Source organism: Microbacterium sp. NPDC019599 (assembly GCF_040632175.1).
Lineage (GTDB): Bacteria > Actinomycetota > Actinomycetes > Actinomycetales > Microbacteriaceae > Microbacterium.
Genome location: NZ_JBEYBL010000001.1, coordinates 589396 through 603777, shown reverse-complemented (window position 1 = coordinate 603777; position 14382 = coordinate 589396). Strand labels below are relative to the sequence as shown.

Sequence of the window (14382 nt, the reverse complement as noted above, 5' to 3'; positions counted from 1 at the left end):
ATGGCCACCGAAGAAACCCTCGTCCTCGTCAAGCCGGACGGCGTGGCCCGCGGCCTCACGGGCGCGATCCTCGCGCGCATCGAGGCCAAGGGCTACTCGCTCGTCGACATCAAGCTCGTCGAGCCCGACCGCGAGACGCTCGAGAAGCACTACGCGGAGCACGAGGGCAAGCCCTTCTACGAGCCGCTCCTGGAGTTCATGCTCTCGGGCCCGTCCGTCGCGATCCGCGTCGCGGGCAACCGCGTCATCGAGGGCTTCCGCTCGCTCGCCGGCACGACCGACCCGACGACCGCCGCGCCCGGCACGATCCGCGGCGACTTCGGCCGCGACTGGGGCCTGAAGGTCCAGCAGAATCTCGTGCACGGCTCGGACAGTCCGGAGTCGGCCCAGCGCGAGCTCGGCATCTGGTTCTGACGCCGGGCGGCGGGTGCCGCTCCGCGCGCCGCAATGTCACCGATGACCACGTCGACGCACGCCGATCGGCGTGTCTCTGTGACGTTGCGGTGATCTGCGACGCTGTGGCGCGACGCCGGGCTGCAGCGGGCTGAAAGGCTCTAGAACAGGGCGCCCAGGACGTCGAGGCGCACCTGGGCGATGATCGCGATGATCGCGTAGCTCGCAACGGCGAGCAGCGGGACCCAGCCCATGAGCTTCTCGGCGCCCTTGCGCACTCCCGCTGACACGGGGACGATGCCTGACCGGAAGAGGTGGATCGTCACGACGTAGAACGTCGGGATCGTCACGGCCCACGTGACCATGCACCACGGGCAGAGCGTTCCGAGGATGAAGATGCTCTGCCCGATGAGCCAGATGACGAAGCCGAACGCGAACGCGATGCCGGCCCAGAACGTGATCCAGAACCACCGCGCGAACCGCGCGCCGGCGAGGATCGCCATGCCGACGACGATCGGCGCGACCCACCCGGTGAGTCCCAGGATCGGATTCGGGAACCCGAAGACGCTGCCCTGCCACGAGTCGAGGTTCTTCGAGCACTGCACGAGCGGGCTGAAGTCGCACGATGCGCCCTCGCCGGGGTTGGCGAGCGCGTGGAACTTCTCCATCGTGAGCGAGAAGGCCGCCCACCAGCCGATGACTCCGGCGATCACGAGCCAGACCGACATCGCGGTGGGGCGGGCGTGCGACGAGGGCGTGGGCATGCCAGGGATTATGACACCGCGAAGTGCACGGATGCCGCGTCCGCGCATTCGGCAGGGGAAAGTGCGATAATGAATGTCGATGCGTCGCGGCCGCGCCGCCTGCGCATCACACAGAAGACTTCAGGGCGATGAACGCCCTTCGCAGCGAGAGGCCCCGCCGGAGAGCCGGGTTTCGCTGCAGACCGAGTGAGTTCGCGGCACCGCAGGTGCGGCGCCGCACGAGATTTCGCCGGGCGACGCGCGGTGTCGCCCCGCAGGGAGTACGCCGGTGATGGCAGATGAGAACAACGCACCCTTCGAACCCCAGCCCGAGACCGACGCTCCTCTGACGAGCGAGCAGTCGGAGCCTGCCGCGGCAGAGCTCGAGGCGACCGTCGAAGCGGTGGAGATCGTCGAGGTCGAGGGCGGCGTCGAGCCGGTCGCGAACCAGGAAGACGCGACGGATGCTGCCCCCGAGGCCCCCGAGGGTCCGGAGCCGGCCGCCGAGGCGCCCGAGGGTCCAGAGTCGGCCGCCGAGGCGCCCGAGGCGGCTGAGACGCCGAACCTCGAATCGCTCGAGGGACCGGACGTCGAGACGAGCGGCTCCATGGTCACCGAGGCCGACGCCGAGCCGGTCGAGTCGTCCGCCCCCGAGCCTCTCGAGGGACCCGACGTGGAGACGAGCGACTCGGCCGCGGCCGAGCCCCAGGCTGAACCGCCGGCGGGGCCCGAGGACGAGCCGGCGCCCGCCGAGGCCGCCGAGCCCGAGCCGGTCACGGCCGTGACCCTCGGACTCCTTCCCGAGGTCTTCGTGTCAGCCGTCTCGACCCAGCTGCACTTCTACGCGCCCGAGATCGTCGCGCTGCCGCCCCGTCCGGGCCGGCAGGAGCAGCAGGCGCCCGCCGAGGACGCGCCCGCCGGCAGCTCGCGCCGTCGCGGCCGCCGCCGGGGCGGCGAGGCGAGGGACGAGGCATCCGACGCCCCCGCCGGTCAGGCGACCGAGCAGTCGCGTCCCGCCCACCCGCGCCAGCGCGCCGTGGAGCTCATCACGGAGCCGCAGCGCATCAAGGGATCGACGCGCCTCGAGGCCAAGAAGCAGCGCCGTCGCGACGGTCGTGAGGCCGGTCGTCGCCGCGCCGTCGTCACCGAGGCGGAGTTCCTCGCGCGCCGCGAGGCCGTCGACCGCGAGATGATCGTCCGCTCGAAGAACGGGCGCATCCAGATCGCCGTCCTCGAGGACAACGTCCTCGTCGAGCACTACGTCGCGCGCAACCAGGACGCGTCGCTCATCGGCAACGTGTACCTCGGCCGCGTGCAGAACGTCCTGCCGAGCATGGAGGCCGCGTTCGTCGACATCGGCCGCGGGCGCAACGCGGTCCTGTACTCGGGCGAAGTCGATTGGGATGCTGTCGAGACGGGCAATCAGCCGCGCCGCATCGAGCTCGCCCTGAAGACGGGCGACAAGGTCCTCGTCCAGGTCACGAAGGACCCCGTCGGACACAAGGGCGCGCGCCTCACGAGCCAGATCTCGCTGCCGGGCCGGTACCTCGTGTACGTGCCGGGCGGCGCCATGAACGGCATCTCGCGCAAGCTCCCCGACACGGAGCGCGCGCGCCTCAAGCGGATCCTCAAGGAGGTGCTCCCCGAGTCGTCGGGCGTCATCGTCCGCACTGCCGCAGAGGGCGCGACGGAGGACCAGCTCACGCGCGACGTGCAGCGCCTCACCAACCAGTGGGAGCACATCTCGACCCAGGTCGAGTCGATCCAGGCGCCCGCCCTGCTGCACTCGGAGCCGGACCTCCTCGTCAAGATCGTCCGGGACGTCTTCAACGAGGACTTCTCGAAGATGCTCATCCAGGGCGACGACGCGCACCACACGATCTCCAACTACCTCGCAAGCGTCGCGCCCGACCTGCTGGAGCGCGTCGAGCGGTACGAGGGCGACGCCGACCCGTTCGACGCCTTCCGCGTCACAGAGCAGATCGAGAAGGCGCTCGACCGCAAGGTCTGGCTGCCCTCGGGCGGCTCGCTCGTCATCGACCGCACCGAGGCGATGACGGTCGTCGACGTCAACACCGGTAAATTCGTCGGCTCGGGCGGCAACCTCGAAGAGACCGTCACGAAGAACAACCTGGAAGCGGCCGAGGAGATCGTCCGTCAGCTCCGGCTGCGCGACATCGGCGGCATCATCGTCGTCGACTTCATCGACATGGTCCTCGAGTCCAACCGCGACCTCGTGCTGCGCCGTCTCGTCGAGTGCCTGAGCCGCGACCGGACGAAGCACCAGGTCGCCGAGGTGACCTCCCTCGGACTCGTCCAGATGACCCGCAAGAAGCTCGGGCTCGGGCTCCTGGAGACCTTCAGCGAGTCGTGCGAGGTGTGCGCCGGCCGCGGCATCATCGTCCACCACGATCCCGTCGTGAAGCATCGGGCCGCAGCCCCGAGCCCGCAGAGCAGCCGCAGGGGACCGCGCCAGGGTGCGCCCTCGGGCGGCCCCTCGAACGGCACGCACGTCATCACGGAGGGCGTGAAGTCCGCGCTGGCGCAGATCGCGGCATCCACGATCCACCACCACGACGACGCACCCGTGCACGTCGACCTCCCGGTCGAGCAGCCGGCGCCGGCAGCAGCCGAGGCGACGCCGGAGCGGCCCAAGAAGCCCCGCAAGAAGCGCGGCGAGGCGGCCAAGCCGAAGACGGAGAAGGACATGCTCCTGGACTCCGTGCTCAACGCGCTGCCCGAGCCGAAGGCGCCGGGCCAGGGACGCTCGCGCCGCCGTGTCACGACGGCCGCGCTCACGGGCACACCCGTGTCGCACCTGCCCACGCAGGAGTGATGTGCGCAGCGGCGCGGGCTCAGCGCCCGCGCCGCTCCCGCCCTTCGACAGGCTCAGGACAGGCGGCGCGCTAGCGCCGCGGGCTAGCGCCCGCGCCGCTCGCGCGCGGTCACGCGCAGACCTGACGCGATGAGACGGCGGACGAGCGCGTGCCCGTCGACGTGCTCGGCTCCGGCCGCGATGAGCCGCGCATGCGCGTCCTCGGGCACGTCGTAGTGGTCGCGGTCGAACCCGCGGCGGGGGATGCCGTTCGCCTCCGCGAAGGCGTGCAGCTCGTCGAGATCGTGGTCCGAGACGAGATGCGCCCACAGCCGGCCGTGGGCCGGCCAGCGCGGATCGTCGATGAGGATCGCCACACGCCGATCCTATTGAGCGCGGAGCCGCGGGCGAGTGGGCACAGCGCACTCGCGACACGCGGTCCCCGCGCTTTTGCGGCTTGCCGAGGCATCCGGTAAAGTAGTCCTTTGGTGCGCCGCGTTCCGCAAGGTGATGGCGGAGAGTTATGCGAGTGTCGCTTCCCGCGACGCCGAGCACCAAGACTTCCCAGTCTCACAAAGACAACCGGAGCCGTGCGCTCCCAAGACGAAACAAGGTGTGAAGTGGTTTACGCAGTTGTGCGCGCCGGTGGCCGGCAGGAGAAGGTCCAGGTCGGCACGATCGTCGTCCTCGACCGCCAGGCGGCCAAGGTCGGCGACAAGATCGAGCTCCCGGCCGTGCTGCTCGTGGACGGCGACGCCGTCACGACCGACGCCGACAAGCTCGCCAAGGTGAGCGTCACCGCCGAGGTCCTCGGCGAGGAGCGCGGCCCGAAGATCGTGATCCAGAAGTTCAAGAACAAGACCGGCTACAAGAAGCGCCAGGGCCACCGTCAGGACCTCACGCGCGTCAAGATCACCGGCATCAAGTAAGTCCAGGAAGAGACGCAGAGATGGCACACAAAAAGGGCGCAAGCTCCACTCGTAACGGTCGTGACTCCAACGCCCAGCGACTCGGCGTGAAGCGCTTCGGCGGCCAGGTCGTCAACGCGGGCGAGATCCTCGTCCGCCAGCGCGGCACGCACTTCCACCCCGGCGCCAACGTCGGCCGCGGTGGCGACGACACGCTGTTCGCCCTCGAGGCGGGCGCCGTGCAGTTCGGCACCAAGGGCGGCCGCAAGGTCGTCAACGTGGTCGCAGCCGCGGAGTAATTCCGAGGCTCGCACACAGTCTTCGCGAGGGGCGGGCTTCGGCTCGCCCCTCGCACCTTTATCCGCACGCACCACAGGAGGAGACCGCGATGGTCACGTTCGTCGATCGGGTCACGCTCCACCTGCGCGCGGGCAAGGGCGGAAACGGATGCGTCTCCGTGCGCCGCGAGAAGTTCAAGCCCCTCGCGGGGCCTGACGGCGGCAACGGGGGCCACGGCGGCGACATCGTCCTCGTCGCCGACCCGCAGGTCACGACGCTGCTGTCGTACCACCACTCGCCGCACCGCCACGCCGGCAACGGCGGTTTCGGCATGGGCGACAACCGCTCCGGCGCGATGGGCGAGGCGCTCGAGCTCCTCGTCCCCGTCGGGACCGTCGTGAAGGACGCGGACGGCGAGTCGCTCGTCGACCTGGTCGAGCCGGGCATGCGCTTCGTCGTCGCGCCGGGCGGACTCGGCGGCCTCGGCAACGCCGCGCTCGCCTCGCCCAAGCGAAAGGCGCCGGGCTTCGCGCTCCTCGGCACGCCGGGATGGGAGGGCGACGTCCTCCTCGAGCTCAAGACGGTCGCCGACGTCGCCCTCGTGGGCTACCCGTCGGCGGGCAAGTCGAGCCTCATCGCCGCCGTCTCGGCGGCGCGGCCCAAGATCGCGGACTACCCGTTCACGACGCTGCACCCGAATCTCGGCGTCGTGCAGGCCGGCGACGTGCGATTCACCGTCGCCGACGTCCCCGGGCTCATCGAGGGCGCGAGCGAGGGCAAGGGCCTGGGTCTGGAGTTCCTGCGCCACGTCGAGCGCTGCACCGCACTCGTCCACGTCCTGGACTGCGCGACGCTCGAGCCGGGCCGCGACCCGCTGAGCGACCTCGACGTCATCCTCGCCGAGCTCGCCGCGTACCCCGTCCCGGAGGGGCAGACACCGCTCCTCGAGCGCCCGCAGCTCGTCGCCCTCAACAAGGTCGATGTGCCGGAGGCGAAGGACCTCGCCGACCTCGTCCGGCCCGAGCTCGAGGCGCGCGGCTATCGCGTCTTCGAGATCTCCACCGTGAGCCATGAGGGCCTGCGTCAGCTCACGTTCGCACTCGCCGACATCGTCGCGCGTCACCGCGTCGAGGCGGCGGCCGCACCCGCGCCCGAGCGCATCGTCATCCGCCCCAAGGGCGCCGAGGCCGACTTCCGCATCCGCGTCGAGGGCGGCACGTACGGCGACCTCTTCCGCATCCTCGGCGAGAAGCCAGTGCGCTGGGTGCAGCAGACCGATTTCCAGAACGACGAGGCCGTCGGCTACCTCGCCGACCGGCTCAACAAGCTCGGCGTCGAGGATGAGCTGTTCCGCCGGGGCGCGACGCCCGGCGCGACGGTCGTCATCGGCGAGGGCGACGGCGTCGTGTTCGACTGGGATCCCTCGCTCACCTCGACCGCCGAGCTCATCACGGCGCCGCGCGGCACCGACGCGCGCCTGGACGGCTCCGGCCGGCGCACGACGTCCGAGCGCCGCGAGCAGTACCACGAGCGCATGGACGCCAAGGCGGAGGCTCGCGCCGAACTGGAGGCGGAGCGTCTCACCGAGCAGAGCTGGGACGTGGAGGACGACGAGTGACGGCACACGACCGCTCTGCCCTGAGCGGCGCCCGGCGCATCGTCGTCAAGGTCGGCTCGTCGTCGATCAGCGGCGAGAACGCGGGAAAGATCCAGCCGATCGTCGAAGCTCTCGCCGCCGCCCATGCACGCGGCACGGAGGTGGTCCTCGTCTCCTCCGGCGCGATCGCGACCGGGATGCCGTACCTCTCGCTCGCGGAGCGTCCCAGCGACCTCGCGACGCAGCAGGCGGCGGCCGCCGTCGGCCAGAACGTCCTGATCTACCGCTACCAGGAGTCGCTGACGCCCTTCCGCATCGTCGCGGGGCAGGTGCTCCTCACGGCGGGCGACCTCGAGAACGCCACCCACCGCTCGAACGCGCGTCGCGCGATGGAGCGCCTCCTCGGCCTGCGCATCCTCCCGATCGTCAACGAGAACGACACCGTCGCGACGCACGAGATCCGCTTCGGTGACAACGACCGGCTCGCGGCGCTCGTCGCCGAGCTGATCGGCGCCGACGGCCTCGTGCTCCTCAGCGACATCGAGTGCCTCTACACGCGCCCGCCGGACCAGCCGGGCGCGCGGCCGATCGACCGCGTCCACTACGGCGACGATCTGCACGGCTTCGAGTTCGGCTCGGTCGTCGTCAACAGCGTCGGAACCGGCGGTGCCGCGACGAAGGTCTCCGCGGCGCGGCTGGCCGCGGCATCCGGAGTCGGCGTCCTCGTCACGAGCGCCGATCTCGTCGACCAGGCGCTGTCGGGAGCCGACATCGGCACGTGGTTCGACCCGAACCCCGAGCCGGCCGCGCCCGCCGCAACGGGCCCGATCCGCACAGCCGGGGTCGTCGCGCCCCGGTAGGGGCCGCCCCTCGGCGTACGGGGCGCCCGATCGGCTCGGCCGGGTTCGTCAGGCCCCGGTAAAATATCCGGATGACCACCACCGCCACGACGCCGCGCGAGCGCATGCTGCTGGCGAAGGATGCTGCGCGCTCCATCGGACTCCTGAGCGACGAGGCGAAGCGCACGGCGCTGGTCGCCATCGCCGACGCGATCGAGGCGGCCGCGCCCGAGATCGTCGCGGCGAACGCCGAGGATCTCGAGCGGGCGAGGGCCACGGGCCTGTCCGCCGCGCTGCAGGATCGCCTGCGCCTGGACGAGCCCCGCGTCGCGGCTCTCGCCGCGGCCGTGCGCGAGATCGCCGACCTTCCCGACCCGGTGGGCCGGGTCCTCGACGAGCGCACGCTCCCGAACGGCGTCCAGCTCACGAAGGTCGCGGTGCCGTTCGGCCTCGTCGGCTCGATCTACGAGGCACGGCCCAACGTCACGGTCGACATCGCAGCGATCGCCCTGCGCTCGGGCAACGCCGTCGTGCTGCGCGGCGGCTCGGCCGCCGAGCTCACCAACGCGGCGCTCATCGCCGCGATGCGCGGCGCCCTCGCCGAGCGGGGCATCGATCCCGAGGCCATCCAGACGGTCGACGACTTCGGCCGCGACGGTGCGCGCGCCCTCATGCAGGCGCGCGGGATCGTCGACGTGCTCGTGCCGCGGGGGAGCGCGCAGCTCATCGAGACGGTCGTGACCGAGTCCTCCGTCCCCGTCATCGAGACGGGTGCCGGCGTCGTGCACATCGTGCTGGACGCCTCCGCACCGCTGGACTGGGCGCGCGACATCGTCGTCAACGCGAAGGTGCAGCGCCCCAGCGTCTGCAACGCCGTCGAGACGGTGCTCGTGCATCGCGACGCCGCCGACCGGCTCGTCCCGCCGGTCGTCGCCGCCCTGCAGGAGCGCGGTGTCACGGTGCACGGCGATCCGGCCGTCGCAGGGCTCGCTCAAGGCGTCGTCGCCGCGACAGACGAGGACTGGGCGATCGAGCACCTGTCGCTCGACCTCTCGATGCGCGTCGTCGACGACCTGGACGACGCCCTGGGGCATATCCGGCAGTACTCGACCCACCACACCGAGTCGATCATCACGGAGGACGGGCGCAACGCCGACCGCTTCCTCGCCGAGGTGGATTCCGCCGTCGTCATGGTCAACACGTCCACGCGCTTCACGGACGGCGGCGAGTTCGGCTTCGGCGCCGAGGTCGGCATCTCGACGCAGAAGCTGCACGCCCGCGGGCCCATGGGCCTGGCGGAGCTCACGAGCACCAAGTGGCTCGCGCGGGGCGCCGGACAGGTCCGCGGCTGAGGTCCTAGACTGGTGCGAGCGCCCGCGACCGGGCGTGATCACGAAACGGAGTACGAATGACCGTCGCCACGCTGATCGCTCTCGCCGCCGAAGAGTCCGAGCACACCGGAAACGTCGCCCTCGAGACCGTCGGCTACGGGATCGTGGCGATCCTCGTCTTCTCCGCGCTCGCCCTCGTGACCTTCTCGTACCGCAACGTCGCCAACCGCCATTCGCACAAGGCGGAGGCGTACGCGCGGGCCCACGCCAACGACGTGCAGCAGGCGGGGCACGGCCACTGAGGCCCACCGCATGACGGTGGCACGAGCCCCGAGGATCGGGGTCATGGGCGGGACGTTCGATCCCATCCATCACGGACACCTCGTCGCCGCCAGCGAAGTCGCGCAGTCCTTCGACCTCGACGAGGTCGTGTTCGTCCCGACCGGACAGCCGTGGATGAAGAGCGACGTGAGCCCGAGCGAGCATCGGTACCTCATGACGGTCATCGCGACAGCATCCAATCCCCGCTTCACGGTGAGTCGCGTCGACGTCGATCGCGGGGGGATGACCTACACGATCGACACGCTGCGCGACCTGAAGAGCGAGCGACCCGACGCCGAGCTCTACTTCATCACCGGCGCGGACGCCATAGCGCAGATTCTCAGCTGGAGAGACCATGATGAACTGTGGGAGCTCGCCCACTTCGTCGCCGTCTCACGTCCTGGCCACGTCCTGAACATCGACGGGCTCCCATCCGACGACGTCAGTCAGCTCGAGGTCCCTGCCCTCGCCATCTCATCGACGGACTGCCGTGAGCGGGTCCGCCGAGGGCACCCCGTGTGGTACCTCGTCCCCGATGGCGTCGTCCAATACATTGCGAAGCATCATCTCTATCGGAGCAAGGAATGAGCACACCCGAGCAGCCTGACTCTCCGCCGCTGACACGAAAGCAGATGCGGGAGATCCGCAACACCGGTGCGACCCCCGTCATCGACACGGGAGCAGTCCCGGTCGTCAAGCCCGCGCCCGCCGTCGACTCGGCACCGGCCGACGAGGCCGAGGCGCCGTCCGAGGCCGCCACGCCTCCTCCTCCTCCTCATGTGGAAGCGTCGCTGCCGCCCGTCGTCTCCGTACCGCCTGCCGTCCCGCTTCCGCGTCCGGCCGAGCCCGTCGTCCTCCCAGAACCGCCGGGCCCCGACCGCGCCGTCGATCTGGGCGTCTCGCCTCTGACGCGCCGCCAGGCACGTCAGCAGGAGCGGATCCGCACAGCATCCGTGCCCGTCATCACGCCGGACATCTCGGCGGCGTACCTCGCGCAGCAGGCGGGGGATGTCGCGCCACCGCCCTCTGCCCTGGAGCCGGTCGTCGAGCCCGAGGCGGAAGAGGATCCGTTCGCCGCGCTGGGCGTCGTGTCGGGGCCGATCTCGCAGGTGCCGCAGGCGGTCGAGCCCGAGCCGGAGCCCGAGCCGGATCTTGAGCCTGAGGCCCAGCCTGAGCCGGAGCCGGAGGCCGAGCCGGAGCAGGAGCCCGAAGCCGAGCCGGAGGTCGAGGCGTTCGGCGGGGCGGAGGAGGCTCCGCAGGAGCCGGCTCGCACGGTCGCCCCCGACTTCGGCGCTGCGCTGCTCGCGGGCGGCGGCGACGAGCCTGTTGCCGCACCGTCGTTCGAAGAGCTCGTCACACGGTCGTCGAGCGGTTCGATCGCGACCCCGAACGCCCTCATCATCTCGCAGTCGCCGGATGCCGGCCCCATCGTCGCCCCCCTCACGGGGACGGGCGAGGTGCTCATCACGGGCACCTTCAACCTTCCCGAGGGCCTCGGCTCGACGGGTCACGCGCCCGGCGTCGCCGACGGCAAGGAGGTCGACGCAGTGCTCGTCGACGGCGAGCTGCCCGCGCACTCGTCGCCGACCCCGATCGCAGCGAGCTCGGCGGTCAGCACGACCAAGACCCCCGGCGAGATCATCAAGCCCCCTGCCCCCGAGAAGGGCGGCCGGCTCATGCTGACGCTCGCGATCACCGCCGGCGTGCTGGCGCTGGCTCTCGTGGGCGTCCTCATCCTCGCCTTCGCGACGGGAGTGTTCTGAATGACGGCAACGCAGAACGGACGACGGATGCTGCAGATCGCGGCCGCCGCGGCGGACTCGAAGGGCGGCGAGGATCTCGTCGGCCTCGACGTCTCCGACCCGCTGCCGCTCGTCGACATCTTCCTGCTCGTGACGGGGCGCAGCGAGCGCAACGTCGCCGCGATCGCCGACGAGATCGAGGACAAGCTCCTCGAGGCCGGATACAAGCGCCTGCGGCGCGAGGGCCGTCAGGAGGCCCGCTGGGTGCTCCTGGACTTCGGCGACCTCGTCGTGCACGTCTTCCACGAGCAGGAGCGCGTCTACTACGGCCTCGAGCGCCTGTGGAAGGACTGCCCCCTCGTGCCGATCGAGCTGCCGGAAAGGGTCCCGCCCGTCCAGTGACCCCGCATTGGTCAAAGGCACCGTCCGAGGTGTTGTAAGCTGGTCGAGTTGCCCCGCGGGGCAGCATCCGGGCCTGTGGCGCAGCTGGTAGCGCACCTGCATGGCATGCAGGGGGTCAGGGGTTCGAGTCCCCTCAGGTCCACCAACATCCCTGATCAGTGAAGGTTTTCGAGCCTCACCGATCGGGGATTTTGTGTCTCGGGGCCAGAAACGGGCCACTTCACCGTCGTCGCCGTACGCGACGGTGCGCCCTTTGCATTCCGAAAACCGCGCCTTCTGCGCGCCCTCGCTGCTCACCCGGGGAGGGCCAGCGCACCTATCTGTCATGAATCTCGTGCTCTTCGCAACATGGATGGTGGCGAGGTGAGCGGCGGGCGCCCGCGCACCACTATCGGGACGTTCGGCGTAATCGGACTCTCGGTAGCGCCCGGCGGCTGGACAGCGGCGACCCGCGTCCGCGACGACGACGGGCGGCTGCGGCGGGTGAAGGCGACAGCCCCCTCGAAGAGCGCGGCGATGCAGCGCTTGAAGGAGCGCATCCGTGACCGACCGACCCAGGCCGCCTCCGAGTACTCCGTACGCACGCCGTTCCGCGACCTCGTGCAGGCCTGGCTCGAGGAGAACGAATCGCGAGATCTCGCTCCGAAGACGAAGCAGTGGTACGCCGAGATGGTCCGCAACACGGTGCTGCCCGCCTTCGGCGACCTGACGCTCGGCGAGATCACGACCCGCCGCGTCGACGCGCTGCTGCGCGCTCAGCATCGGATCGGCTACCCCCGCGCGCGCAAGACGCGCATGATGCTCAACCTCGTGTTCAAGTTCGCGCTCCGCCACGACGCGATCCCGCGGAACCCGGTCGATGGCGCGAGTCCTCTGAAAGCCCCGAAGGGGACGCCGCAGGCGTTTACCTGGGATCAGGTGCAGAAGATCCGGGATGCCGCAGCACGTCACCGCACGGGCGAGGGCGTGCACGGTCCGAAGCCCGACGGCGTCGTGCGCGACTTCATCGAGGTGCTGCTCGGCACGGCGCTGCGACCGGGGGAGGCGCTGGCGCTGCGCCGATGCGACGTCGTCGACCGGCCGCGGGGGATGACGCTGCGGGTGACCGGCACGATCGTACCGCGCAAGGGGCAGGGCTGGGTGCGTCAGGATCACCCCAAGACTGACGCGAGCGTGCGCGAGATCGCGGTTCCCGAGTTCGCCGCGGCGGTGCTCCGCCCGCGCCTGGTCGGTCTGGGGGAGGAGGATCTTGTCTTCCACAACCGCAACGGCGGCGCCTACTCGCAGCACAACCTGCGCCGTACCTTCCGGGAGTACCTCGAGCTCGCCGGTCTCGAGGGCTCGGGGATCTCATTCCGCTGGTATCGACGCACCGGCGCGACGGTGCTCGCGCGGGCAGTCTCGGTCGACGCGGCAGCCGTCTTCCTCGGCCACACCAGCACCGCCATCACCGAGGGCTACTACATCCAGCCCGACCGCACGGTCGATCTGACGCCGGCAGCGGCGCTCGACCGGGTGTTGCGGCCCGACGCCGAGGACCACACGGTCCTCACGCGACCGCTCACGGATGATGAGGAAGCGCTGATCGACGTCATCGGTGACGCGGTCGACGGCGAGGAGTAGCCTCGGGCGCGACGAGCGGAAGCATTGTGCAATGGCCGGAATGATCCCGAAGGGCCAGTACTCCGTGCGCCAGATGGCGGGGTTCCTCGGCGTGAGCGACCGCCGGGTGCGGGAGCTGATCGAGCGCGGCGAACTGGCCGCGACGCGCGTGGGCAAGCGCTACTGGGCGATCACAGTGGACGACGCCCGCATCTGGGAGCACGTGCATCCGCGTCGGGGCCGCCGCCTCACGAACGAAGCGCAGTGGGCGCTCATCGCGGAACTCGCGGGAGGGTTGTGCGACTGGATGTCACCGCTCCTCCGTCACCGCACGCGTCAGCGGATCACGGGGTGGACGTCGCAGCAGATCGCGGACGCCGTGTCCCAGCGAGGTGAGATGCCGGAGGCCATGCAGGACCAAGCGGGACGGCTACCGCACATGGCGGCCTTCGAGCGGGCTGAGAGCCCGGATCGCGACACACATCTCCGCGGACTTGCCGACATCGCCGATCAACAGGAGTTCTGGCACCAACGCCAGCGATTCGAGTGGTGGGAGAAGCGCGGCATCCAGTTCCAGGACTTCTGGGCCGCACCCGACCCGCCCGCCGCCGGCGTGCTGCCCGACGACGCGCCCCACGGCGCGATTGCTATGTCTGACGTGTCTGACGGAGGTGTATCATGGTCGTCATGACCACTGTTTCCGCACGCGATGCCTCCCGAGGGTTCTCGGCGCTTCTCGATCGGGTCGAGCACGACGCCGAGGAGTACACCATCGTGCGTGACGGCAAAGTCATTGCCCGTATCGTGCCAGCGAGCGAGCGCACTGTCAGGGGCTTCCTCGCCCGTCGCGCCGCAAGCGCCGCTATCGACGATGACTTTGCCTCCGATGCTCTCGGCGCTGAGCATCTCCTGACGACGGATACGGGCACTCTGTGGCGCGACTGATTCTCGACACCAACGCCTTGATCCAGCTCGATCGCCACGGCGGTGGTCCCACCGGGATCTCCGAGTCCGACGATGTCGCGATCGCGGCGATCACGCTCGCCGAGCTTCGTCACGGGGTCCTCGCCGCCGACGCAGCCAGAAGGCCCGCTCGTGAGAAGTTTGTGGAGGATGTCGAAGAGACGATCGAGGTGCTCCCATACACGAAATCGACCGCAGCAGAGCATGGGGCGCTGCTCGACCACGTGCGCCGGACAGGAACGCCACGAGGCGCCCACGACTTGATCGTCGCCGCCCATGCACGCCAGACCGGCCGTCAAATCGTCTCACTCGATCTCAAGGCGCGGTTCAGTGACCTCCCCGGCGTTGAGACCGTCGCAGGGCCATAGCCGGGCCAGTCCAGGAGCCGCTCCCGGGCACCTACACCTGAGCCGGGCTCGTCGTCCCGTTCGGGGACTGCCAGGCGCT

At 70.2% G+C, this 14382-nt stretch carries 17 protein-coding genes and 1 tRNA gene; 16 read left to right on the top strand and 2 right to left on the bottom strand.

What is annotated here, in order from left to right; translation table 11 throughout:
• Positions 1-414, top strand: coding sequence for a nucleoside-diphosphate kinase (gene ndk / locus ABZ477_RS02730; protein WP_360127451.1), 414 nt, complete (start codon positions 1-3; stop codon positions 412-414).
• A gap of 140 nt (positions 415-554) precedes the next feature.
• Here the strand turns inward: ndk and ABZ477_RS02725 are convergent, their stop codons facing one another.
• Positions 555-1157: a vitamin K epoxide reductase family protein gene (locus ABZ477_RS02725; protein WP_360127448.1), complete on the bottom strand. Its 603-nt coding sequence runs from the start codon at positions 1155-1157 to the stop codon at positions 555-557.
• A gap of 271 nt (positions 1158-1428) precedes the next feature.
• Between ABZ477_RS02725 and ABZ477_RS02720 the strand changes: the two genes are divergently transcribed.
• Positions 1429-3972 carry an Rne/Rng family ribonuclease gene (locus ABZ477_RS02720; protein ID WP_360127445.1) on the top strand — a complete coding sequence of 848 codons (2544 nt, stop codon included), beginning with the start codon at positions 1429-1431 and terminating at the stop codon, positions 3970-3972.
• Between the two features lie 83 nt (positions 3973-4055).
• Here ABZ477_RS02720 and ABZ477_RS02715 read toward each other — a convergent pair whose 3' ends face one another.
• On the bottom strand, positions 4056-4328 hold the full coding sequence (locus ABZ477_RS02715; protein ID WP_360127442.1) for a DUF4031 domain-containing protein: 273 nt from the start codon (positions 4326-4328) through the stop codon (positions 4056-4058).
• A 243-nt stretch (positions 4329-4571) separates the two neighbouring features.
• Between ABZ477_RS02715 and rplU the strand changes: the two genes are divergently transcribed.
• The 14 genes from rplU (at position 4572) to ABZ477_RS02645 (ending at position 14303) form a co-directional block, all read left to right on the top strand.
• Positions 4572-4880 carry a 50S ribosomal protein L21 gene (rplU, locus tag ABZ477_RS02710; protein WP_360127439.1) on the top strand — a complete coding sequence of 103 codons (309 nt, stop codon included), beginning with the start codon at positions 4572-4574 and terminating at the stop codon, positions 4878-4880.
• Between the two features lie 20 nt (positions 4881-4900).
• The gene (gene rpmA / locus ABZ477_RS02705) at positions 4901-5158 is read left to right on the top strand and encodes a 50S ribosomal protein L27 (protein ID WP_360127436.1); all 258 of its coding nucleotides are present in this window, start codon (positions 4901-4903) and stop codon (positions 5156-5158) included.
• Positions 5159-5247: 89 nt separating this feature from the next.
• Positions 5248-6756, top strand: a complete 1509-nt coding sequence (gene obgE, locus ABZ477_RS02700) for a GTPase ObgE (protein ID WP_360127433.1) — start codon at positions 5248-5250, stop codon at positions 6754-6756.
• On the top strand, positions 6753-7595 hold the full coding sequence (gene proB, locus ABZ477_RS02695) for a glutamate 5-kinase (protein ID WP_360127430.1): 843 nt from the start codon (positions 6753-6755) through the stop codon (positions 7593-7595). The genes obgE and proB overlap by 4 nt, the downstream gene beginning before the upstream one ends.
• Positions 7596-7666: 71 nt before the next feature.
• Positions 7667-8926 (top strand): glutamate-5-semialdehyde dehydrogenase, encoded by a 1260-nt coding sequence (locus ABZ477_RS02690; RefSeq protein ID WP_360127427.1) that lies wholly within the window; start codon positions 7667-7669, stop codon positions 8924-8926.
• Between the two features lie 56 nt (positions 8927-8982).
• Positions 8983-9207 carry a hypothetical protein gene (locus ABZ477_RS02685; RefSeq protein WP_360127424.1) on the top strand — a complete coding sequence of 75 codons (225 nt, stop codon included), beginning with the start codon at positions 8983-8985 and terminating at the stop codon, positions 9205-9207.
• Positions 9208-9217: 10 nt separating this feature from the next.
• Entirely contained in the window at positions 9218-9814 is a 597-nt protein-coding gene (nadD, locus tag ABZ477_RS02680; protein WP_360127421.1) for a nicotinate-nucleotide adenylyltransferase, read from the top strand.
• Positions 9811-10989 carry a hypothetical protein gene (locus tag ABZ477_RS02675; protein ID WP_360127418.1) on the top strand — a complete coding sequence of 393 codons (1179 nt, stop codon included), beginning with the start codon at positions 9811-9813 and terminating at the stop codon, positions 10987-10989. The genes nadD and ABZ477_RS02675 overlap by 4 nt, the downstream gene beginning before the upstream one ends.
• Positions 10990-11370 carry a ribosome silencing factor gene (rsfS, locus tag ABZ477_RS02670; RefSeq protein ID WP_360127415.1) on the top strand — a complete coding sequence of 127 codons (381 nt, stop codon included), beginning with the start codon at positions 10990-10992 and terminating at the stop codon, positions 11368-11370.
• A 69-nt stretch (positions 11371-11439) separates the two neighbouring features.
• Positions 11440-11515, top strand: a tRNA-Ala gene (locus ABZ477_RS02665).
• Positions 11516-11733: 218 nt separating this feature from the next.
• Complete coding sequence (locus ABZ477_RS02660) at positions 11734-12993, top strand: tyrosine-type recombinase/integrase (RefSeq protein ID WP_360127412.1); 1260 nt, start codon at positions 11734-11736, stop codon at positions 12991-12993.
• Between the two features lie 31 nt (positions 12994-13024).
• Positions 13025-13663, top strand: coding sequence for an excisionase family DNA-binding protein (locus ABZ477_RS02655; RefSeq protein WP_360127409.1), 639 nt, complete (start codon positions 13025-13027; stop codon positions 13661-13663).
• Positions 13660-13917, top strand: a complete 258-nt coding sequence (locus ABZ477_RS02650) for a type II toxin-antitoxin system prevent-host-death family antitoxin (protein ID WP_360127406.1) — start codon at positions 13660-13662, stop codon at positions 13915-13917. The genes ABZ477_RS02655 and ABZ477_RS02650 overlap by 4 nt, the downstream gene beginning before the upstream one ends.
• Complete coding sequence (locus ABZ477_RS02645) at positions 13905-14303, top strand: PIN domain-containing protein (protein ID WP_360127403.1); 399 nt, start codon at positions 13905-13907, stop codon at positions 14301-14303. The genes ABZ477_RS02650 and ABZ477_RS02645 overlap by 13 nt, the downstream gene beginning before the upstream one ends.
• Positions 14304-14382 lie beyond the last annotated feature (79 nt).